General features: G+C 47.5%; 21 protein-coding genes and 1 riboswitch. Of the genes, 13 read left to right on the forward strand and 8 right to left on the reverse strand.

Annotated elements, in window-relative coordinates:
• Positions 1-4 precede the first annotated feature (4 nt).
• On the forward strand, positions 5-1372 hold the full coding sequence (gene mutY / locus MKY95_RS03495) for an A/G-specific adenine glycosylase (protein ID WP_339196897.1): 1368 nt from the start codon (positions 5-7) through the stop codon (positions 1370-1372).
• 315 nt (positions 1373-1687) lie between these two features.
• On the opposite strand, the gene MKY95_RS03500 is transcribed toward mutY, so the two are convergent.
• Positions 1688-2299, reverse strand: a complete 612-nt coding sequence (locus MKY95_RS03500; protein WP_036614138.1) for a superoxide dismutase — start codon at positions 2297-2299, stop codon at positions 1688-1690.
• 420 nt (positions 2300-2719) lie between these two features.
• Here MKY95_RS03500 and MKY95_RS03505 point away from each other — a divergent pair, with 420 nt between their 5' ends.
• The 8 genes from MKY95_RS03505 to MKY95_RS03540 all read left to right on the forward strand — a co-directional run bounded on the left by MKY95_RS03505 (position 2720) and on the right by MKY95_RS03540 (position 9596).
• Positions 2720-3145, forward strand: a complete 426-nt coding sequence (locus tag MKY95_RS03505; protein WP_017690782.1) for a GNAT family N-acetyltransferase — start codon at positions 2720-2722, stop codon at positions 3143-3145.
• Between the two features lie 347 nt (positions 3146-3492).
• Positions 3493-4077 (forward strand): signal peptidase I, encoded by a 585-nt coding sequence (gene lepB / locus MKY95_RS03510; protein WP_339199897.1) that lies wholly within the window; start codon positions 3493-3495, stop codon positions 4075-4077.
• Positions 4078-4249: 172 nt separating this feature from the next.
• Positions 4250-6130, forward strand: coding sequence for a tRNA epoxyqueuosine(34) reductase QueG (gene queG, locus MKY95_RS03515; RefSeq protein ID WP_339196899.1), 1881 nt, complete (start codon positions 4250-4252; stop codon positions 6128-6130).
• A 15-nt stretch (positions 6131-6145) separates the two neighbouring features.
• Positions 6146-7177 (forward strand): HD domain-containing phosphohydrolase, encoded by a 1032-nt coding sequence (locus tag MKY95_RS03520; RefSeq protein WP_017690779.1) that lies wholly within the window; start codon positions 6146-6148, stop codon positions 7175-7177.
• Between the two features lie 165 nt (positions 7178-7342).
• Positions 7343-7606, forward strand: a complete 264-nt coding sequence (locus MKY95_RS03525) for a YneF family protein (protein ID WP_017690778.1) — start codon at positions 7343-7345, stop codon at positions 7604-7606.
• Positions 7607-7663: 57 nt separating this feature from the next.
• Positions 7664-8257: a GTP cyclohydrolase I FolE gene (gene folE, locus MKY95_RS03530; protein WP_036668229.1), complete on the forward strand. Its 594-nt coding sequence runs from the start codon at positions 7664-7666 to the stop codon at positions 8255-8257.
• Between the two features lie 189 nt (positions 8258-8446).
• Entirely contained in the window at positions 8447-9301 is an 855-nt protein-coding gene (locus MKY95_RS03535; RefSeq protein ID WP_036668228.1) for a lipoate--protein ligase, read from the forward strand.
• 70 nt (positions 9302-9371) lie between these two features.
• Positions 9372-9596 (forward strand): hypothetical protein, encoded by a 225-nt coding sequence (locus tag MKY95_RS03540; protein ID WP_036614132.1) that lies wholly within the window; start codon positions 9372-9374, stop codon positions 9594-9596.
• 147 nt (positions 9597-9743) lie between these two features.
• Here MKY95_RS03540 and MKY95_RS03545 read toward each other — a convergent pair whose 3' ends face one another.
• Positions 9744-11024, reverse strand: a complete 1281-nt coding sequence (locus MKY95_RS03545) for a Fe-Mn family superoxide dismutase (protein ID WP_036668226.1) — start codon at positions 11022-11024, stop codon at positions 9744-9746.
• A gap of 156 nt (positions 11025-11180) precedes the next feature.
• Entirely contained in the window at positions 11181-12206 is a 1026-nt protein-coding gene (locus tag MKY95_RS03550; protein WP_339196905.1) for an alpha/beta hydrolase, read from the reverse strand.
• Positions 12207-12565: 359 nt separating this feature from the next.
• On the opposite strand from MKY95_RS03550, the gene MKY95_RS03555 reads away from it, so the two are divergent.
• Together MKY95_RS03555 and thiC are read left to right on the forward strand one after the other, a co-directional pair.
• Complete coding sequence (locus MKY95_RS03555; RefSeq protein WP_017690772.1) at positions 12566-13309, forward strand: IclR family transcriptional regulator; 744 nt, start codon at positions 12566-12568, stop codon at positions 13307-13309.
• A 149-nt stretch (positions 13310-13458) separates the two neighbouring features.
• Positions 13459-13572, forward strand: a riboswitch (TPP riboswitch).
• 417 nt (positions 13573-13989) lie between these two features.
• Complete coding sequence (gene thiC / locus MKY95_RS03560; RefSeq protein ID WP_339199899.1) at positions 13990-15774, forward strand: phosphomethylpyrimidine synthase ThiC; 1785 nt, start codon at positions 13990-13992, stop codon at positions 15772-15774.
• Between the two features lie 362 nt (positions 15775-16136).
• Here thiC and MKY95_RS03565 read toward each other — a convergent pair whose 3' ends face one another.
• The 5 genes from MKY95_RS03565 to MKY95_RS03585 form a co-directional block, all read right to left on the reverse strand.
• Positions 16137-16913: a hypothetical protein gene (locus tag MKY95_RS03565; protein WP_101315048.1), complete on the reverse strand. Its 777-nt coding sequence runs from the start codon at positions 16911-16913 to the stop codon at positions 16137-16139.
• Positions 16914-17141: 228 nt separating this feature from the next.
• On the reverse strand, positions 17142-17831 hold the full coding sequence (locus MKY95_RS03570) for a hypothetical protein (RefSeq protein WP_076320206.1): 690 nt from the start codon (positions 17829-17831) through the stop codon (positions 17142-17144).
• 182 nt (positions 17832-18013) lie between these two features.
• Positions 18014-18181 carry a hypothetical protein gene (locus tag MKY95_RS03575; RefSeq protein WP_017690769.1) on the reverse strand — a complete coding sequence of 56 codons (168 nt, stop codon included), beginning with the start codon at positions 18179-18181 and terminating at the stop codon, positions 18014-18016.
• 466 nt (positions 18182-18647) lie between these two features.
• Positions 18648-19466: a zinc ribbon domain-containing protein gene (locus MKY95_RS03580; RefSeq protein WP_076320205.1), complete on the reverse strand. Its 819-nt coding sequence runs from the start codon at positions 19464-19466 to the stop codon at positions 18648-18650.
• 73 nt (positions 19467-19539) lie between these two features.
• Positions 19540-20490: a YafY family protein gene (locus tag MKY95_RS03585; RefSeq protein ID WP_036668223.1), complete on the reverse strand. Its 951-nt coding sequence runs from the start codon at positions 20488-20490 to the stop codon at positions 19540-19542.
• Between the two features lie 84 nt (positions 20491-20574).
• Between MKY95_RS03585 and MKY95_RS03590 the strand changes: the two genes are divergently transcribed.
• Together MKY95_RS03590 and MKY95_RS03595 are read left to right on the forward strand one after the other, a co-directional pair.
• The gene (locus MKY95_RS03590; protein WP_036614121.1) at positions 20575-21270 is read left to right on the forward strand and encodes a response regulator transcription factor; all 696 of its coding nucleotides are present in this window, start codon (positions 20575-20577) and stop codon (positions 21268-21270) included.
• On the forward strand, positions 21263-22351 hold the full coding sequence (locus tag MKY95_RS03595; RefSeq protein WP_036614119.1) for a HAMP domain-containing sensor histidine kinase: 1089 nt from the start codon (positions 21263-21265) through the stop codon (positions 22349-22351). The genes MKY95_RS03590 and MKY95_RS03595 overlap by 8 nt, the downstream gene beginning before the upstream one ends.
• The last annotated feature ends 74 nt before the right edge of the window (positions 22352-22425 follow it).

A 22425-nucleotide genomic window follows, 5' to 3' on the forward strand; every position in this document is an offset into this window, starting at 1 on the left:
AAATATGGGTTTACAGGAACAGAAACAACATTTCAGCGTGAATTTGCTGGACTGGTATATGGTCAACCGACGGGATTTGCCGTGGCGTCGCCACAACAATCCGTATTTTACATGGGTATCGGAGATTATGCTTCAGCAGACTCGGGTAGATACGGTAATTCCGTATTTCAATCGTTTTATCGGAAATTTCCCGACCGTGCAAGCGTTAGCGGAGGCACCCGAAGAGGATGTCTTGAAAAATTGGGAGGGACTCGGTTATTACTCCCGTGCACGTAATCTTCAGGCAGCTGCGAGACAAGTCATGGAGCTGCACGGAGGCGAGATGCCGCAGGACAAGCCGGCTGTCTTTGCATTAAAAGGGGTGGGCCCGTATACTGCCGGGGCCATTCTCAGCATTGCCTTCAACCAGCCGCAGCCTGCGGTAGATGGCAATGTCATGCGGGTACTGTCCCGATACTTCCTCATCGATGAGGACATTATGAAGGGCAGCACCCGGGTGTTGATGGAAGAGCTCGCAGGAGAGCTCATTCCGGAAGGGCGGGCGCGTGATTTCAATCAGGCGCTGATGGAGCTTGGCGCGCTGGTGTGTACACCCAAAGCGCCGCACTGCCTGACTTGCCCGGTCATGGAGCAATGTTCCGGCCGCATCGCCGGAAGAGAGCTTACACTGCCGGTCAAGACCAAGGCGAAGCCGCCGCGCCCTGAGCAGCGGCTGGTCGCGATTGTGGAGGGCCGCGGTGCTCATCGCGGCCAAGTGCTTGTGCGCCAGCGCCCAGACACGGGCCTATTGGCCCGCATGTGGGAGCTGCCGCATGTGCTCGCAGCGCCCGCCGCAGCCAGCAAGAAGGCGGCGCCGCTGGCGGATGAGCCGGCCATGGCATTGCTGGCCGGCAGTCTGTGGGCGGAAGGCTTCGCTGCCCGCCCGGAAGGGCTGGCTACCCATGCGGAGCATGTGTTCAGCCACATTGTCTGGAGCCTGCAGGTGTACAAGTGTACCGAGCAGGACCAGAGCAGTGAGCTTCCGCTGATCGCAGCGGAAGCCAGAGCCGCCTACGATGCACAGGCGGCAGCAAGGGAGGGCGCAGCCTCATCATCAGCTGTGTCACCTGAGTCAGACACAATGCATTCATCGGAGCTAGGCACGCCTAATTCGCAGAACATCTCAACATCGCTTAACGATGGAGAGATGTTGATGTCATCATCTGACGTTAGTGACCTAGCACTGAGTACTCCGACACTGACAGGTAAAGGCGATGGCTTGACCTACCGCTGGATCGGTCCGGAAGATATGGATAAGATGGCATTCCCGAATATATTTCTGAAGCTGATCAGCAGTTATTTTGCTGGTGCGTATGATCAAGTGAATGATTAAATGGGGTAGCTAACGAACTCCAGAGGTCTTATCATGTGGATATACCACAATTATGAATTCTAACGAACCTGAGTGATGTTATCATAGACAAATCAACCCAAAAGTGTGTATCAAAGCCCATATTTGGGGAAATAGCTACTCTGAGATTCGTTAGGTTCGCGATACGATGAAATATGGAGCAATAACGTGTCCTGGGTTCGTTAGAAACAAAACACCCATTAACTATAACTATAGTGATAGCAAAAAGAGAGCCTGATCACGGTCATGATGACCGAATCAGGCTCTCTTTTATGTTAACAGTTGAATGTAACAGTCTTATTTTGCAGAAGCGTAACGTTTGTTCACTTCATCCCAGTTGATTACATTCCAGAAAGCGGCGATGTAGTCAGGACGTTTGTTTTGGTAGTTCAGGTAGTAAGCGTGCTCCCATACATCCAGACCCAGAACCGGAGTCAGACCTTCGAAGAGAGGGCTGTCTTGGTTAGGTGTGCTAGTGATGGACAATTTGCCATCTTTACCAACTACGAGCCAAGCCCAGCCGGAACCGAAACGAGTTGTAGCTGCTTTAGCGAAATCTTCTTTGAATTTATCAAAGCCACCCAGTTCGCTATCGATAGCTGCTGCGATATCGCCTGTAGGAGCGCCGCCGCCGTTAGGTCCGATGATTTCCCAGAACAAGCTGTGGTTAGCATGTCCACCACCATTGTTGCGAACCGCTGTGCGGATGCCTTCTGGTACGCTGTCAAGGTTAGCAATCAGATCTTCCAAGCTTTTTTCTTGCAGTTCAGGAGCGCTTTCCAGAGCTGCGTTCAAGTTAGTTACATAAGTATTGTGATGGCGATCGTGGTGGATTTCCATCGTTTTTGCATCGATATGTGGTTCCAGTGCGTCGTTAGCGTAAGGAAGTGCTGGTAATTGAAAAGTCATAATGAAATACCTCCTGAGATTTTAGGTTTTTTTGAAAACAGGTACATATGTAATAATACCCTTGCCACTAATATTAAACCGCATTCGAGCTAATTAAGCAACATTTTTGTTTATTAAGTCCCCCGAGGCGTTGATCTAATGATGGGCCAGAGATAACAAACATATTTTACCCTTTATGCAACTATTTATGTGTTTCCAGCCGTTAAAATGGATGGAAAGTTTAATATTCGTATGTAAACGGTTACAATTAAGCGCTTTCAAAAGAAAATGCGTGTTTTATGGAGAAAAGTATGGTTTAATTGACGAAGAAGCGGTATTTTCTCGTTTTTTGTCATTATATGAACATTGGGTTTTTGGTAAAAAGGGATTCCCTTTTTGTAAAAAACCTCATCTAAGCTAACGAAAAGGGAGATTTAAGACATGCACGTTCGTTCCTTTCAGTTGAGTGATGCAAGCCAGATGACGGAGCTTCTCCAGGTTGCACTATCGGAAGAGTGTTATGAGAACACGATGGGCCCGTTTGCCCGTCAATTGTCATGGGATTCTGACCTGATCATGGTTGCGGAAGAAGAGGGAGACCTCGTAGGCGCTTTGATCGGTACGATTGATCACAACCAGGGTTGTATCTACCGTATTGCGGTACATCCAGACTATCGTCGCCGTGGAGTCGGCAAAACACTTGTCGAGGCTATGGAACAGCGGTTCCAGCAGCGTAAAGTCAGCCAAGTATGGGTGGCGGGTGATGAGCACAACAAAGTAGCCATGCCTCTATATGAAGCAATGGGTTACGGTGCCAATCAGATTATGAGCGCTTTCCAGACTCTTAGTATTTTGTCCAAAGCTTAGTTTGCATGTTTAAAAAGAAATAAAAAAAAGATTTTCATTTCATATTAGGCATATCTCTTTAACGTGTAAGAACGTGAGGGATGTGCCTTTCTATTTATATGAGTGTTCTTCACGTCATATTCCTCTGGTTTCCTCATTTTCTGAACATGCTTCGGAGTGCCTGAATTCTATTTAAATCACCCTGACTATCCCGGTTATATTCAAGATATCCAAGGTATTGGTGCTCATAACCAATTGTTTCACTCCCTCAAATGAAGTAAACTGAATGGGAGTATGGTCACCATGTTACAAGTTTAATTCAACTATTTAATAAATGAGGTGTCCCTTTGAATTCCAATAATCATTCAATGGAACATGTGACTTCCGAGCAACATAATGAACCGTCAAAGCCTGAACAACCGGGGAAATCCTGGGTTGTCGAGCTGTGGGACTGGGTCAAAACGATTGTTGTTGCTTTTGTAATTATGATGCTGCTGAACCTGTTTGTGTTTAATCTGTCAATGGTCAAGGGACAGTCCATGCAGCCGACACTGGTTGAGCGAGATCGCCTTTTCGTCAACAAAATCGTATACCATCTGGGTAATCCTTCCCGATCAGATGTGATCGTACTTCGTGATCCAAGCGAAGGTGTGGAGAAGAAGGATTTTCTGGTGAAACGGATCGTTGGACTTCCGGGAGATACAATTGAAGTTAGGGATCACCATCTATATGTAAACGGCGAGCAACAAGCGGAAACGTACACCGATATTGAGGTGCAGGACCCAGATTTTGGCCCAATTACCTTGGAGCCGGATCATTTCTTCGTGATGGGGGATAATCGTCATGAAGGCAAAAGTAAGGATAGCCGAGTGTTTGGCAGTATTACATCCGACCAGATTGTAGGCAAGGCTGAATTTATTTTCTGGCCGTTTTCTGAACTGAAGAAATTGTAAAATGCTTACAGGACAACAACTTCAGACTGCATTTTGCGTTAAACCATATAGAGTTCGTTCCGTTTGAATTCAAGTATGCAAGGCATATATAGAAATTAACGCCTGTCCTCTTACCGTGAGGCGGGCGTTCACTATTTAAGGAATAAGTGTCGGAAGAAGAGAGGGAAGAGAAATGACGAGCGTACAGACCGGGGCAGCACAGGATGCCTCCGTATGGGAAAAGTTAAAACAGGAGATCAAGGCAGCTGGCCCCGGACTGGGCATTGATGATATCGGTTTTGCTTCGGCTGATCCCTTTGTTTCCCTGAAGTCGCTGCTGGAGCAGTCGCGGGATAAAGGGTATGCTTCAGGTTTTGAAGAGCCGGATATTGAAAAAAGGGTGCACCCCGCCTTAAAAGATGGCGAGCCCGCTTCACTTATTGCAATAGCCGTGGCATACCCATCCAAAATGGTTAATCCGCCGAAATCGGAGCCTGGTGCGTATCGAGGCATTTTTGCCCGTTCGGCTTGGGGTCAGGATTATCATCAGGTCCTGCGTGCAGCGATGGACAAGTTGGTCAATTTTATAAAGGAACGCGTACCTGAAGCCATGATCGAAAGCATGGTAGACACCGGAGCATTGGTGGATCGTGCGGTGTCCCAGCGTGCAGGGATTGGTTTTAGTGCCAAAAACTGTGCCATTATATCACCCAAATTTGGTTCATGGATTTTTCTCGGAGAACTGGTAACGAATATTCCTTTTCAACCAGACACACCTGTGACCGAGGACTGCGGTGAATGTACAAAATGTATTGATGCCTGTCCTACAGGAGCATTGGTGGGACCGGGGCAGTTGAATGCACAGCGTTGTATTTCTTTTGTAACCCAGACAAAAGGGTTCGTGGATGAAGAATTTATGCTGAAAATAGGCAACCGTCTGTACGGTTGTGACACGTGTCAGATTGTCTGTCCGAAGAACCGGGGCAAGAACTGGGATCACCATCCCGAGTTTCACCCCGATCCGGAGATTGTGAAGCCACTCCTACTGCCGCTGCTAGACATCGGTAACCGGGAATTCAAGGAACGTTTCGGTCAGAGTTCCGCCGCCTGGCGGGGCAAAAAGCCGATTCAACGCAACGCCGTTATTGCCCTGGGTAATTTCAAAGACAAAAGTGCTGTACCCAAACTTACAGAAGTATTAAAACGTGATCCGCGCCCCGAGTTGCGGGGAACCGCAGCCTGGGCGTTAAGCAGAATTGGAGGAGAAGACGCCATGAGAGCAATTGGGGAAGCTGCCGCTAACGAACAAGATGGGAACGTACTAAGCATGCTGCAGAAGGCCGAGGAGCGACTGAGTTCGTCCGAGACCTTACCCAAACAGCCACAGGCTGGGCAAGTGAGTGAGAAGCAGCCAGAGGAACAGAATAACGAGAACAATACCTTACTTGCGTTACAACAGGATTTGAAAATGGAAGCTGGGATTGAACCGGGTAGTGAGCAGTCTGCACAGCCTGACAAACCGGAAGCCGCAGCGTGGAAACCTTCAGCCGTTACAGGTCTTCATGGCAAGCCCGTATACTACGATGAGGTACTGACACCGATTGGTACTCTTACGTTATGCGCGACGGATGAAGGGCTGTGTCACATCGATTTTGGCGCCTTTCACGTACGCGAAGCTCATCTGCAACAATGGGCCCGCATCTGGATTGGCGAGTATCGATATGAGAAGAATGAAGAGAAGCTCAGCGAAGCTTCAAAGCAGTTAAAGGAGTATTTTGCAGGGGAGAGAAAAACGTTCGACTTGCAGCTTGATCGGCTTGGAACACCATTCCAGCTACAAGTATGGCAAGTTCTGTCCGATATATCTTATGGAGAGGCCTCATCACACCAACAGGTTGCGGAAATCATCGGCAGACCCAAGGCTGTTCGTGCAGTTCTGGACGCCATTAGCAAGAATCCGATTCCGATTATTATTCCCTGTCACCGTATCAGTGGTAAAGACGGTACCCTGGTGGGTTATGTAGGCGGTCTGCAAACCAAGGAGCAATTGCTCGCATTGGAGCAGCTATCGTAAGAGCGGGGGACGTTCATGAAGTATGTAAACGTGGAGAGCGTGGAAGCGGGGGAGCTTCTGGGCAAGACGGTATATTCCAGTAACGGCACGGTACTGCTGTCTGCCGGAGTCCAGCTCACCGTATACATGGTCAATACGCTGAAGCGTATTGGCGTGACCATGTTATACATCCAGGATGAAGCGTATAAAGATGTGGATGCAGAAGACATTCTGGATGAAACCACGAAACGGGCAATAATTAATGAAATGAGTGTCACACTCGAATCCATTCGATCCGGGAAAGACTGGAGTCCGAGAAAAGTTGCCCTCAGTATAGAGAAGTTGCTGAATGATGTACTGAACGGACGTGAAATGCTTGTGCAGCTCACCGATATTCGTACCAAAGACAATGCACAGTATGTTCATGCGATGAATGTATGTTTGTTGTCTTCGGTCATCGGACTGAATATGGGACTCAATTATAATCAACTGAAGGACCTTGCTGTGGGGGCATTATTGCATGATATTGGCAAAGTGGGGGAACCTCCGGGCAGTGGCTCTGCTGCGAATTCTTCGCTGCACCACACGTGGCGTGGATTCGAAGTGATTAAGAACAAACGGGAGTTCAGTCTGTTGGTCGCTCATACAGCCCTGCAACATCATGAGCATGTAGATGGTACAGGCATGCCGAGAGGGATCAAGGGAAGTGACATTCATCTGTTTGCGAGAATCGTTAGTGTGGCTAATATCTATGATAATCTCATTAATGGTTTATCCAAGGACAGTTTGATGCCACATGAGGCCTGTGAAGAGATGATGGCGTTGTCTGGTACAAAGCTGGATCGGGACATTCTGATTGAGTTCAACAAGAGTGTATCCGTGTATCCCAATGGTACAGCGGTACGACTGTCCACCAAAGAGACTGGAGTCATTGTGCGTCAACATCGGGGATTGCCCGGCAGACCTGTAATCAGGGTGGCGCGCGGAAGTACGCGTTATTCTCTGGATGTGGTTGAAATCGATCTGGCTCAGCATACAACCGTTTTCATTGAAGCTGTCATGACGTAGCTTGTGTGCGGTTCAACTGGAAAATCCGTTTGCTCAAGGCGTGCGGAAATGCTATGATACTTTCAGGAAATCCGCTCTGTGTCAGGTTTGCAACATGTGTGTCGAACATCATGAAGTGACACGGATTATCAGGCTTTTTAGAATGCATACAGAGGTGTCTAAGAGATGGATATTGTTATACCGATTATTACATTGATTGTTGGTCTGGTCGGGGGATTTTTCATCGGGGTGTTCTACTTGCGTAAACAACTTGAGAAAATGCAAAGCAATCCGGACATGCTTCAGAAAATGGCGAAGCAAATGGGCTACAACCTGAATGGCAAGCAAATGCAGCGTGCCCAGCAGATGATGAAGAATCAGCAGCCAGGAGCGAAAATGCCTCAGCCGCAACAGCATCCTGCGCGTAAAAGTTCGGGCCGCCGAAAATAATAGCAGTGAAGTGAATAACTGCTTACCTTATTGTGGTTCGAAAGGAGGCGTTTGGCAGTGGCTGGCGTTAAAGATTATTTGAATTCAAAAGTATCCGACAATCGGGAGAAGATCGAGTATCATGTAGAGCAGATCCTGAAATTGATCGGAGAAGATAGTACACGTGAAGGGCTGCTTGAAACGCCTGCACGTGTGACCCGAATGTATGAAGAAATTTTTGGCGGATATGAAGTAGACCCGCGCGATGTGCTCGGTGTCACGTTTGACGAGAATCATGAAGAACTGGTTATCGTCAAGGATATTGTCTACTACAGTCAGTGTGAGCACCACATGGCGCCGTTCTTCGGCAAGGTGCACATTGGGTATGTACCGAGCGGCAAGATCGTTGGTCTGAGCAAAATGGCTCGTCTGGTCGAAGCAGTAACACGTCGCCTTCAAGTTCAGGAACGTATTACATCACAGATCGCTGACATTTTGACAGAGGCCGTTGAACCTCATGGAGTTATGGTCGTTGTGGAAGGCGAGCACTTGTGTATGTGTTCCCGCGGCGTGAAGAAACCGGGAAGCAAGACGGTAACGTCTGCTGTACGTGGTTCTTTCCGTGAGAATCCGGCACAACGTGCGGAGTTCTTGTCTTTGGTAAAAGATTAAGATCAGGTATGTCCACTCGCTGGACAAGCCGGATGAGTAAGTTCCTTTGGTTTTGGAAGCAGCAGTTTCTAAACCACAGGATGTGATATAAATAAGCCGTGTTCCCTGGGAACCGGCTTATTTATATATGCGTTGTCACTCCTATATACTGAATACATATGAATTCGTTAAGCCGGAGGTAATGGAACGATGAGTGTACCTTCCCATTCAGATCAACCGGTTCAGCCGGAAAAGGGACTACAGGCAGATCAACAGGCTTCATTGCGTCTGCAAATCTGGGAGACACCACTCATGCGACAAGGTAGTAGTGTACTCGAAGCTTTTGCTTGGGAAGAAGTTATGTGCAGGCGGGTTGGGGCAGGGCATCTACCTGTTGCACATATATGGAGACACCCAGATGCCTTTGTAGCGGGTCTGCGTGACCGCAGGTTGCCACAGGCTGTAGAAGCGATGGAACAGATTAGAAGCCAAGGGACAGCGGTCTGTGTTCGGCCTTCCGGTGGAGCGGCAGTACCCTTGAACCCAGGGGTAGTTAATGTGTCGCTGATTCTGCCTAATCCCGGACATGCCATCAATATTCATGATGATTTCCGGGAGATGGCTTCGATTATTGCCGAGTCGCTAACGCCGTGGTCGAATCAGGCGCAGACAGGTGAGGTTCAGGGTGCTTTTTGCCCGGGAGATTATGATGTCAGTGTAGGTGGATTGAAATTCTGTGGTATTGCCCAGCGCAGGCAGGCAAAGGCGTATATCATTACGGCTTTTATCATCGTGGACGGTCAGGGTGATCAATTGGCAGCAGATGTGCGACAATTCTATCAGCATGCAGCAGGCGGGGCGAGTGAAGGATATCCCGATGTTCAGCCTGGCACGATGGCAAGTCTGAAAGAATTGGCAGGTGTACCTTCAGCTGCGGCATATACTGCGGCTTTGGTTCGAACACTGCGCGATCGCTATCCGCAGGCGGAGACCAGCAGGGTGCTTAGCGTTGGCTCTGAAGAAGTACGCCTGACAGCTGAGCAGATGAAGCTGCGTTACGATTAACACTTTTTACTAGGGCTTGGAATTGGTTAATAGAGATGATATGATGTGATTTCGGAAGGAGAGTGTTAGGATGGACACATTGAGATATACGTATTTATATGAGGTTGTATCAACAGGCGAAAAATCCGAGTTCAGCCAAATGGCAACAAGCAAGGAAGAGGCTGCTGCACTGATCGTTGCACGTATAGCCGATCTGGAGTTTACAGATGAGTCTGATATCAAGCTGGGCGATCTGATCTCCATTAGCAAACAGGTTGGCGACAACTATGTGGCGTGCGAGGGCTGTGCTTCTTAAGTGAACATTTAGAAATAGGAAGTCTCTCAAAATACAAGCAAGTCTCTTTTTACCGGAGGCTTGCTTTTTTGTATACACCAAAAGAGATATCGTTCAGTCATTCGGCTGGAGATATCTCTTTTTTCTCTAAACCATCTAACCCCAAGCTTAATAAGGCGGCCACAACAACTTGCGTGCCGTTTCGTAACGCTCGGCCACAGCGGGCCAGTAGACAACGTTCCACCAATCCTCGATATACTTTTTGCGTTCATTCTGATGTTTCAGATAGTAGGCATGTTCCCACACATCCAGTGGCAGGAGTGGTACGATATCGGACTGGGACAGGTTCTGGTGTTTTTCCGCCTGTAAAATCTCCAAACGATGTGCTCTCGGGCTCCAGACAAGCATCGCCCAGCCACTGCCTTCCACCTTGTTCGCGGCTTCTGTGAATTGATTCTTAAACGCTTCATAACTTCCGAAATCTCGTTTGATCTGTTCTGCCAGCATACCGGAAGGTTTGCCACCGCCAGCAGGGTTCATAATTGTCCAGAATATCGTATGCAGGTAGTGGCCTGCCCCGTTGAAGGCAAGTTCACGTTCCCAATGTTTGATGAGTTCAAAGTTATTCTTTTTTCGCGATTCCGCCAGCTTTTTCTCTGCTACATTTAGTCCATCCACATAAGATTGATGGTGTTTGTCATGATGGATACGCATCGTCAGCTCATCAATATGTGGCTCCAGCGCATTGTACGCATAGGGGAGAGGAGGCAGTGTGTGTCCTCCAATGGGAACCGGCTTTTCTTTTACAGGAGGTGCTGTAGAGCTGGGTGTGGCTTGTGTTGTTCCGGTAGAAGGCGTTTGAATGGTTGCGGATTGGATCTGAGCTGAAGCCGCAGGTGCATTTATATTTCCCTCTGGAGAAGTTGGAGCTTCTGAAGCTTGGCGATGGACGCTTCCTGACTCTGACGTATGCAACGCATTTTCCAGAAAAAGTGATGGCTCCGAATCCGTTTCACGCAAGATGCCCGGTTGGCCAAGCGTATCCAAAACGCCCAGAAAATACTCCGATTCGCGGATAAAATGCAGAATGAGTACTTTGGCAAGCGGAACAGCTTGCACAGCAGCACTTTGCTCCAGAAGAACATACAGCTGTTTGATGAACTCCCTCGATTGCTTACGAGCTGCCGCCACAAGTTGATCGATACAACGAACCATGTAGGGAGCAGGTGGATGGGTTGCGGGCAATAGTTGTTTTAAAAGCTGATTGGCTACTCGCTCACTGTTTGCAAAGGTAACCTCCCATTCCTCCAGTAGCTTGACGTATGGGGGCTCCAGATCAGGAACCAGGGCACGAATGACGAGTGTATGTTCTTTCTCCTGTTCTTTCCAGAAACGGATTTCCTCCAATGTCCGCAGAGGCAGCAGGTGACCATATCCATACCAGTTCATCTTTGTTGAACCTCCTTCAGATGAAATACATTGCATGCAGACCGTCTGTTCATGCGTCCCAAGAGTATATTCCGCGAGCTTGTTGTCCTATGAGTGCAAAAAAAAGAGCCCCTGAGGGCTCTGGAATCAACGAAAAGTTCGGTGATTGAAATTTGGTTATTCTCCATTATTCGTGTTTTGCACATCGTCACTGCTTGTTTTCGTTACATGACTCAGGAAAGTTGAGACACGGCGCAGATATTCCTTTGGATGCTCCCGGAAGATCAACTCATGATGCGCATCCTGGACAATCCATACATCGGAGTACGGATTGGTCTGGTTGGCGGCGAGTTGCTCCGCAATTGGATAAGGCGCCTTCTCGTCCTCTGTACCATGGATGAAGAAAATCGGGAACGGATAATCTTCCTTTTTCACTTCCTGGTATGGAATCTGTTGTAATCCGGTACCATTCAGAACAGGGAACAACAGTTTCATGATCTCCAGTGTAGGCTGACGCGGGAGATCGATCTGGTTGTGAATATTGTGGTACAGCGTATCTGGCTCCAGCAGGAACGCACTGTCCAGAATCATCGCATCTACTTCCTGCGTAATCAGTCCGGTTTGAAGCGCCGTACCGGCACCCATGGAGAAACCCCAGACAACCAGTTCCTGCGCACCGCGCTGCTTGGCGAACTGGATCGCACCGAGCAATTGCTGTGACTCAGCTTTGCCACCTGTGGCTACAGCTTTGTTCACCTGTGAGGCGAAGCCATAATCGAACATGACCACGTTAAACCCAAGTTGATGGGCATAGTGTGCCAGGTCATACATGGGTACCCATGTTTCTTCACGATTGGCACCATAGCCGTGACTGAAAATAATCGTTTTGCTTGCAGCATTGTCAGCAGGTATATACCATCCCTGCATCGTCCGGCTGCCATCTGCTGCCGGGAACGTGATGTCTTCGTACTTCATGTTCTTGGCCTGCATTGGATTGGAGAAGACCGGCGCTACAGTAGGATTGGATAATACCCATGCGATATAACCATGCAATGCGATAAAACAAAACAGTAGAAAAAATACAACGGAGAGCAGCAACGCTACGATAATATGTTTGAACCGAATCAGCCTCGGTGATAGGGAAGAGGGCAGATCGGACACTTTTGTTTGCAGCGGGGCTTCGCTCTGGGATGATTGATACATGAATGCCCCTCCTTTGAAGTTCAGTTGAAGATAACAACGACATGAAAAGAGAATTGCGTCGATTTCAGAGCCTGCTTCAGAGCGATATCTTAATGTAATATATCTTTATCGTATGTTCCAATATAGTCAAAGTCAATTGATTGAGGGCATTTGTTACGCAATTGTTATATAGTTCTTAAGATATATGGGTAACATTACCTTAGTGTGTAAATTACAGGGGATTAAGTCTTATAAAAAGGAAAAATTTTCAGGTTGTCCTATTTTGATTTTGGCTCTTTTTGGTTTACAGATGAGACCGTTTCTCATATAATTTATGTAACCAAGTTTCATGTGATGAAACATGAGGAGGGCATTATGCCATGGAAGATCGCAAGTTAACCGTCCGGGCTGTGGAACGGGCGCTGGATATATTATTATGTTTTACCACACGCAGTGATCTGGGACTCACCGAAATTGCCAGCCAGATTGGCCTGCACAAAAGTACAGTGCACCGTTTGATGGCTACGCTGGAGGATCGAGGGTTCGTGATCCGCGATGCAGCAACAGAGAAGTACCGACTTGGCATCCGAATCTGGGAGCTGTCAGCTCATATGTCCCGCAGTGATGATCCCGCTATTCTGCTGCTGCCTGCGATGGAGCGACTGAGAGATCGATTGGGGGAGACCGTGAGTCTGTACCTGCGTGATGGGAGTGAACGGATTCGTATTCAGGCGGTGCAAAGTGATCAGGCGATCCGCCGAGTTGCTCCCGTTGGTGTTAGACTCCCGCTGTCTGTGGGGGCTTCCAGCAAAGTCCTGATGGCGTTTGCCACGGACGAGGATCGTGAAGAACTGATGAACGGGCCGGAATGGCCGGTGTTTATTGATCCCGCGGTGTATTTAGCGCAGATGGGAGATATCCGGGATAACGGATATGCCACAAGTTACGAGGAACGTGAGCCGGGAGCTGCCGCGGTATCTGTACCGATTATGGATCGCAGAGGCAATATTGCAGCTGCCCTCTCGGTCTCAGGACCTGTCAGCCGACTTTCGCAGGAGACATTGCATGAATACGCACCTGTGTTGAAGGATGCTGCTACGCAAATGGGGCTCATGTTATCCTGATGTTGATGTAAGTTTTTTCTCCAATAGAGTTTGATCATTTGGAATATAAAGGTTGTTTTTATGTTCCGGTTGCGCTACTCTGTAATGGACGGCCCAGCGGGGCCAGCTTCATTGAATATGAACGGCGGCTTATGTAAGCTGCAACTAATTAACGTTACTGGGGGAGTCCGAATTGTCCGGACTGAGACGGAATCGCATGAGATTCCGGACCCTTTGCACCTGATCTGGATCATACCAGCGTAGGGAAGTAATCGGCGATATGACCACAACCACCACATGATGTGACCCTTGTAGGGCTCCGTTAAGGAGCTGCATAAAGGTGCATTATTGGTGATGGACATAAAAGTCGGTTCCTTCGGGGACCGGCTTTTTTATATACAGGGAACGGGCGATATAGCGCGGATTTTATGGGCTTCTTTTTCGATAACCTGCGGAAGTGGGCTTGGATGAGGAGGGAAGTCTTATAGATCGATGATCTGTGGCAGCCTCCGTCTGTTGTTAACTGTACATGAAAAGTGTCTCCCCTGGTCTGGTGTAGGATCGCTCTTTCTTCTCTGCATTGCGCATGATTTGGGACAGGTACGTAAGCGAGCTAATGATGAAACCAACCAAACAAGCGACGAACACTGAGGAGGAGACAAGTGAACATGAGTACAGGAAATCAAACGGGACAACAAGCGATGGAACAGGAACATAACGGTCAGCAGGTGGAAAAAGAAACAGGGGCGGCCGGACGGGTCCAGCCCTTTCCGGGCAGCCGCAAAGTCTACATTCAGGGCTCACGGCCGGACATTGCTGTACCGGAGCGTGAGATAGCCCTTCATGACACGAATACTCCCCAAGGGGTGGAGCATAACGAACCGTTGCGTGTCTACGATACGAGCGGCCCGATGACCGATCCCGCATTTCATGCGGATATCCGCGCAGGTTTGCCAGCCCTGCGCACCCGTTGGATCACAGAGCGTGGCGATGTTGAAGCTTATCAAGGCCGTACGGTTAAACCGGAGGATAACGGACTGAAGCCCGGAGGAAAGAGAGCTGGAGCCGAAGAGTACCCTGGATTACGAGGCAAACCGCTGCGAGCACAGACAGGACGCTGTGTGACTCAGATGCATTATGCGAGGCAGGGAGTCATTACGGCAGAGATGGAGTTCGCCGCTATTCGTGAAGGCGTGGAACCGGAATTTGTAAGACAGGAGCTGGCGAGTGGACGGGCCATTCTGCCATCCAACATCAATCACCCGGAGAGTGAGCCGATGTTGATTGGTCGTCATTTTCATGTGAAGATCAATGCCAACATAGGTAACTCTGCCGTATCTTCCTCCATTGAGGAAGAGGTCGAGAAGATGACTTGGGCAGTACGATGGGGATCAGATACCGTAATGGATCTGTCCACAGGCAAAAACATTCATACCACCCGGGAATGGATTATCCGTAATTCACCTGTGCCGATTGGTACGGTGCCGCTGTATCAGGCGCTGGAAAAGGTGAATGGCGAAGCGGAAGCGCTGACTTGGGAGTTGTACCGTGACACACTCATAGAGCAGGCAGAGCAGGGCGTGGACTACTTTACGATTCATGCAGGTGTATTGCTGCGTTATATCCCCATGACCGCCAAGCGAATGACAGGCATTGTGTCTCGGGGCGGTTCCATTATGGCAGCATGGTGTCTGGCGCATCATCAGGAGAATTTTTTGTATACCCATTTTGAAGAAATCTGCGAGATTATGAAAGGGTATGATGTAGCGTTTTCGCTGGGAGATGGACTTCGTCCAGGCAGTATCTACGATGCGAATGACGAAGCTCAGATGGCGGAACTGGCCACGCTTGGGGAACTGACGCAGATCGCATGGAAGCATGATGTGCAGGTGATGATCGAAGGCCCGGGTCATGTGCCGATGCATAAGATCAAGGAGAATGTGGACTTGCAGATGGAGATCTGTAAAGAAGCACCGTTCTACACACTTGGGCCGCTAACGACCGACATTGCGCCAGGATATGATCACATCACATCCGCCATTGGGGCAGCCATGATTGGCTGGTTCGGCACGTCGATGCTCTGTTATGTTACGCCAAAAGAACATTTGGGCCTGCCCAACAAGGATGATGTGCGGGAAGGGGTCATCGCCTACAAGATCGCGGCCCACGCCGCCGATCTGGCGAAGGGACATCCACGTGCCCAGCGCCGCGATGACGCATTGTCCAAAGCGCGGTTCGAGTTCCGTTGGCGTGACCAGTTCAACCTGTCACTGGACCCGGAACGTGCGCTATCCTACCATGATGAGACGCTGCCAGCAGAAGGGGCCAAAGAAGCTCATTTCTGCTCCATGTGCGGACCGAAGTTCTGTAGTATGCGCATCACGCAGGACATTCGTGCCTTTGCGGCGGACAAAGGATTGTCCGAGAATGAGGCTGTAGCTGCCGGGATGCAGGAAAAGGCCGAGGAATATCGAACACGTTCCTAAGGGAGCCAAGTGATGAAGGTTTTTTGAAGCTTTAAATTATAAATATTGATTAATGTTTGGACAAGGCCAAACCCGCTTCACCGTAACTCTTGGATTCAATCCAACTTACGCCAAATCTGAAATAGGATACCTGCGATGACAAACAGCACGCCATCAGAAAGTTTAAGATTACTAGCATGTAGAAGTGCGGAAGAACCCATACCGACTAGGAACAAGATAAGAATATATAAAAATCGCATTAATTTATTCACCTCTCTTTTTGAGTGAAATGTGTAAAAGAGAACGATTTTTATATCGTTCTCTTTTGTTAATTTAAATTTATTCTACCTTATATTACATAAACATATTTAACAAAGACTTTATTAATAATTAAAATTTTTAAGTGTACCTCTGGAATCATTATCAGCAGAGCCTGAGAAGCTAACCTCTAGAGCTCCAAAACTCAATCCTACACTGCCCGTACCTTTAATGTGGTAGTAATTGGATTGTATTTGAGATAGACCACTTTGATTTCCTTGCTTTTTATGTTCTATTGTAAAGACGGCAGAGGCAACCTGTTCTGTTATAATAATGCCCCCTTTGAGATCAGCATTGAATCCAACACCATTCTCACCAGTATATGAGAAATTACGTCCACTTCCTAAAGTTGTAAACGTAGAGTTTCCGCTATACTTGACTTTATCTTCATAATACCCAGAACCTGGAACTGTTCTCCAAATTTCTTTATCAAAAGAAGCGCCATAAGCATCAGATAAGCGCCAAAAAGGCATTGATTTCCACTTTCCTGTTAATGCAACCATAAACCGCTCACGATTATTAACATTATCAGTTCGAACTATGGTTATATAATAGTCAAATTGATCATCCTTGATATTTCCAAGTGGTCCAACCTCTCCGTTGAATTCAGGTGCTGAGGCTTTTTCATGAGCCACTACTTCAATTGATCCATCTTCTTTCGAAAGACTTTTCTTAAACTCAGGGCTCCAGGATTCTATTACTTCATAAGGAATACCCTGCTTTAATAAAGTTATATCCAATTTCACAGTTTTATTCTCTGCAGAAGCGAAAGCACTGGTAGGAATAAGTAATAGGCATAGACAGCAAACCAACAGTAACTTCGATAAACGCAATAATTTCAATGTAAAACCTCACCCTCTGAGTAATTTGTTAAATTATAACAATATAAATTTATCATATAACCCTAGGTTTGTATACCTAAATTATGTATATTTAATTATTATTTTATAAATTAGGATTAATATGTATTTATGTAAATAATAAATTAAACATACTTATATTTATTATACTAACTCTTAACTAGATCACAGGAGCACATCCAATTTGTATCAATTAATTGTTTGATGCAGCTACTGTCGAGCCAAGCCCAAATCCTTCTCCAAATACGTTGCAAGCAATGCCAGCGGGCTATGGATTGGAATACCGCGATCTATTGTAACCTGTGCAGCAGCGGGAGCCATAGACAGTTGGGCCGCCACTACCGCTTTACCCGGGTACTGCTCAGCAATCTGCTGTAAGCCTTTTCGTACCGCTTCGAGATACCCTTGCTGATCTCCACGCATAATCAACTCAAATGTCCCAGGGATGCACACCGCTTCCGTCTGAGAGGTCTTGGCAACGTGTAGTTGCCCATTCTCATCCTCTTGCTGTAATGCCTGATTCAACCGTGCCATCGTTCCTTCAATAGTTGCCGGGTTGGTGAATGATATTATGTAATCTCCTGGTACTCGCCGCATCTCCTGCAATAACGGATCATCTATGCCGATCACAGGCACAGGGACCTGTATGGCTTCCTGCTCCAGTACTGTCGCAAACAGGGTGCAGGTGACCAGAATGGCATCGGCATGACACTCAGCGATCCATTGGAGCGTCTGGGCTACCTTCTCGTGAATAATGACCTCGGAAAAGTCAGCGTCATGTTTAAGACGGTCCAGACCTGGATCGACGTAATGGACCAATTCAACTTCATAAGGAGCAAGCGTCTCTTCAATTAAGGCGATGTTGGAATAATGAGCGTGAAAACAACCAATGGTGGTCATGTGCTAAGTCCCCTTTAACAGTTCGTATATGTCATGGATCTTTTAGATATTTAAACCATTATAGAAACATGCCTGAGAACTGTACAGTCGTTTATGGCTCAACGCCAATAACCGCCCTTCCGCCAAGCTGCGGAAAGACGGTTGATAACCTGACTCAACTAGGGTCGGTCCGGTGTCCATTTTTATCTAAGGGAAGGAGAAGCATTTTTCTTCGCCATTTTTTGTTGCAGAATTTCATGAAAGGATAGACCTTGAGTGTTCTCATTCTCCTTTTTAGGAGCAGTGGTCGCCGTGTTGCGCGGATATTGGTGATGGTACGGGATCATTTGCTGAATAGGCATGCGGATCATCTTGGTTCCTCCTTTGATGCGTTTTTTTGGATTATGTATTTCGACTGGTTACCATGCCAGGTGCGCATATAGGTACATGTGACTTGTTAGACGAAATAAAAGAGTTTAAAGCGTAATTCCAATTGGATTGTAGTGATTTTACCCGGTTTTAAGGAGATGTAAACGTTTTTAGGGAAATTCAGGAGTAAAGGACCTAATATGAAAGGTTTGATATGGGAGGATCGAATCGGTTGTTATGTGAATAGTCCCAATTTTAAGGAAGTCAATGGTACCCGCATATGAGGCATATTATCTGGTTAAATGATGCAAAGCATGCTAACTAACTTGGTACCATGGTCGGGTTGTTTAGGGGATAATGTAGTTCCGGATATAACAAAAAAACTGCCGAGCGAACCCGGCAGCTTGCTTGATATGAAGAAGGATGCGATGAAACTTTGATTCTGTCTGAGGTGGTATCGTGTTGGTTTTATCTACTTTGGCGAACAGCGATGTATATATCCACTTGTACACTTTCGGGATTCAGGCTGCGTTCATCATATAATTCAAAATCCCCGGTGAACGTACGATCGCTTTGTTTATCCCATGCCCACACGGCTCCCCAAGCTTCGCCAACAACCTCTGCCATCGGTCCTTTTCTGGAAGTGAATATGGCGTAAGTTGCAGGAGGGAGTAAAATGTCGTCCAATCCCTCAGGCAACGATTCGTTCGGACTGACCTCATGCCCTACCAGTATGGTGTATTCTCCGGTTATCCCATCGGTGTAATCCGTGTAACAACCATAGCGAACAACTTCAGGTGCAGGGAGGTGCTCTGAGGCAAAATAATTGTTCCAGAGTCCCTGAATACAACCTTTGCCACTGATCTCAATGGCGTTGGTTGTGCGGGCGGATACGCCGGCAAGACGTTTGCCAGGGAGCGTGACATAACGAACGGGCTGGGCAGAGAACGAATGCTCTGTTGTTACCTGACCAGGATTAGCGGAAGCAGTAGAGTTTTCAGCCAGAGATTCTGTGTGTTGATCCGTTGTATTCGTGCGCCAACGCTTCAAAAAAGGAAGCTGGTTACGCAGCATCGAACGAGCGGATTCCTCATCCATGCCTTCGTCCTTCAGAATGGCAGTGCACATCTCCGTCATGCCTTCTAGTGACATACCGGGCTGCTCAAACTTGCTCTCTTTGTAACAATAAATACAGTACTCACGGGTTGTGCTTCCATCTGCTTCCGTTCCGAATTGGGCAGGGGTTGTGAGCGGCATTCCGCAGCTTTGACATACAGTAACGTTCATGATTAGTTCCTCCTCATATATGTACAGATTGAATATATCTGAAGTATACGGGTAGGAACTGGACAGCTGTCTGTCAGGTTTGAGTCGGAGGTATATAATTTTGTACAATTTGCTCCGCGATACGGCAGATTTCATCCCGAATATGCTGAGGTTCCAATACTTCAACGTCCGCGCCGAAGCCCAGAATGAACCCATATAACCAGCCATCCTCGGGAAAAGCAACCTCGCTGATATAATACCCAGTCCCATCAGGCATGACGTTCTCGATCCCAAACCATTCTTCCGCAATATGACGGACGCGAGCATGGAATTTCAAGGTTAACCTAGCTTGATTGTCCGGACGGCTCCATTCCTGTTGCCAGGGTCTGTCCTGTGGGTTAATGACTTTACGCTCGAAGTGCTCATTAGCAAGTGTAACATCTTGCATGCGCACAAGCTTGAACATGCGAAATTGATTCCGCTCGTGACAAAAAGCATACAGATACCAGGAATGCTTCTTGAGTACGATGGTATGAGGGTCGGCAGTTCGGTGAGTATGGATACCTTCCGCACTGCAGTAGGTAAAGGTTACGGGGCGTAATTGATCCATACCCTGTTCGATAAGTTCAAGCTTTATTTTCAGCGCTTCGGGATGCGTCCAGGTTGAGTAATCCACGATGAATCGATTGGTATTGGCCTGAAAATCGTCATTTTTGGATTCAGGTACGATACTGCTGAGTTTTTCGACCAGAAGCTCACGCGCCGCATTAGCATGGGAAGTGGATACACTGCGCAGTGCAGTGACGATGGAGGCGAGGTCCTTGTCTGTTAATACGTTTCGATCCAGCCGGTAGCCTTCAGCCAGACCAATCCCGCCGCTTGCCCCCTGATACGTCACTACAGGGATACCTGCTTGACCCAATGTATCGATGTCCCGATAGATGGTCCGGATCGATACTTCGAACATATCTGCCAAGTCTTTGGCTTGTACCCGTCCACGATTGATTAGCAACACCACGATGGCTAATAAACGCTCCAGTTTCATATGTATGGATTCCTTTCATTGGTTTATCTGTTGGATTCAAATATGTTATATTGTTGAGCATCACACATAGGAGTGGAATAAGCAATGAAGCGAATTACGATTCTGATCGCAGACGATGAAGTTGAGATCGCTGATCTGGTTGCTTTACATTTACAAAAAGAAGGATATCACACCATCAAGGCCTTTGATGGGAAGGCGGCGGTTCAAGCTGTTCAGACCCAAGCGATAGATTTGGCGATTCTGGACATTATGATGCCTGGCATGGACGGGTATGAGGTGACCCGTAAAATTCGGGAACAGCATCATTTACCGATCATTTTCCTAAGTGCCAAAACGTCAGATATGGACAAAATTACGGGACTTGTGATGGGCGCGGACGATTATATGACCAAACCGTTTAATCCGATGGAGCTTGTTGCCCGGGTTAACTCCCAGTTACGTCGTTCACTCCAATTCAGCCAGTCTGCGCCTGTGCAGAGGTCCATTCTGGAGAAAGGTGGGCTCATCATCACGCCAGATCAACATCGCGTTACACTCTACGGCAAACCAGTGGAACTAACACCGAAGGAGTTTGACATTTTGTATCTGCTCGCGAGCCACCCCAAGCAGGTGTTCAGTGCAGAAAATATTTTTGAACAGGTCTGGGGAGAAGCCTATTACGAGAGTGGGAATACCGTGATGGTCCACATTCGGACCCTGCGCAAAAAGCTGGGGGAAGATGTGAACAAGAACAAGTTTATCAAAACCATCTGGGGTGTGGGGTACACGTTTAATGACTAAACGAAGAAGTTTTCGTACAACCATGATTATGTTGCTAGGGTTAAGCATGCTTGCCTCTGGTGCAATTACCTATGGGATTTACAAGCTTATGCAAGCCTATTATTCGGGTGTCCGTGCAGAAGATCAGCTTGCTGAATATCGTCATTTTATGAGAAGTATCGGGGATATCTATTTCTTCCTGATCTTATTTATTCCACTGGCCATTCTATTTTTCTTCTGGTTTACCAAGCCCTACGCGACGTATTTCAAGGACATTTCTACAGGGATCAGGCATTTGGCCAACGGTGACTTTCAGCATCGTGTGCAGATCTCCTCGAAGGACGAGTTAGGTACGATTGCGGAGGATGTGAATTTGGCAAGTGAGAAGCTAAGGGAAGCGGTAGAACGAGGGGATTTTGCTGAAAATAGTAAGGACCAGCTTGTTGTCAATCTGGCGCATGACCTGCGAACACCGCTGACGTCTGTGCTTGGATATTTGGATCTGCTCATGAAGGATGATCAGTTGACAGAGGAGCAGGTTAGGCACTTTACGTCGATTGCATTCACCAAATCACAGCGGCTGGAGAAGCTGATTGATGATTTGTTCGAAATTACCCGTATGAATTATGGCATGTTGCCTATAAACAAGACACAGCTGGATCTTAGCGAACTGCTGAAGCAGATGAACGAAGAACTCTATCCTGTATTTGAAAAGAACCAACTAGTCGCCCGACTAAAAATAGACACTGACCTTACGGTCTCCGGTGATGGCGAGCTGCTGGCTCGTGTGTTCGAGAATCTGCTAATTAACGCTGCACGGCATGGCAAGGATGGCATGTACGTAGATATTAATGGATATCGGGATGCAGAACAGGTCATCATTCAGGTGATTAACTATGGTGGACATATTCGTCCGGAAGAATTGCCACATATCTTCGATATGTATTACACCGGAGATCGTGCCAGAACCCCTCAGGAGGGTGGGACAGGCCTTGGACTGTTTATCGCTCGTAATATTGTGGAGCAGCATGACGGTACGATCTCGGCTCAGAGCGACGTGGTACGGACGTTATTCGAGGTTCGTTTGCCCGTCTTCCAATAAGGTTGACGTCAAATTTAAGAAAAACTTTAAAATTGCCCTGCTTTTTCTTTAACTTGTGTTGTCTATCCTTGATG

Origin of the sequence: Paenibacillus sp. FSL P4-0176 (assembly GCF_037975265.1) — a bacterium.
Classification (GTDB): Bacteria; Bacillota; Bacilli; order Paenibacillales; family Paenibacillaceae; genus Paenibacillus; species Paenibacillus amylolyticus.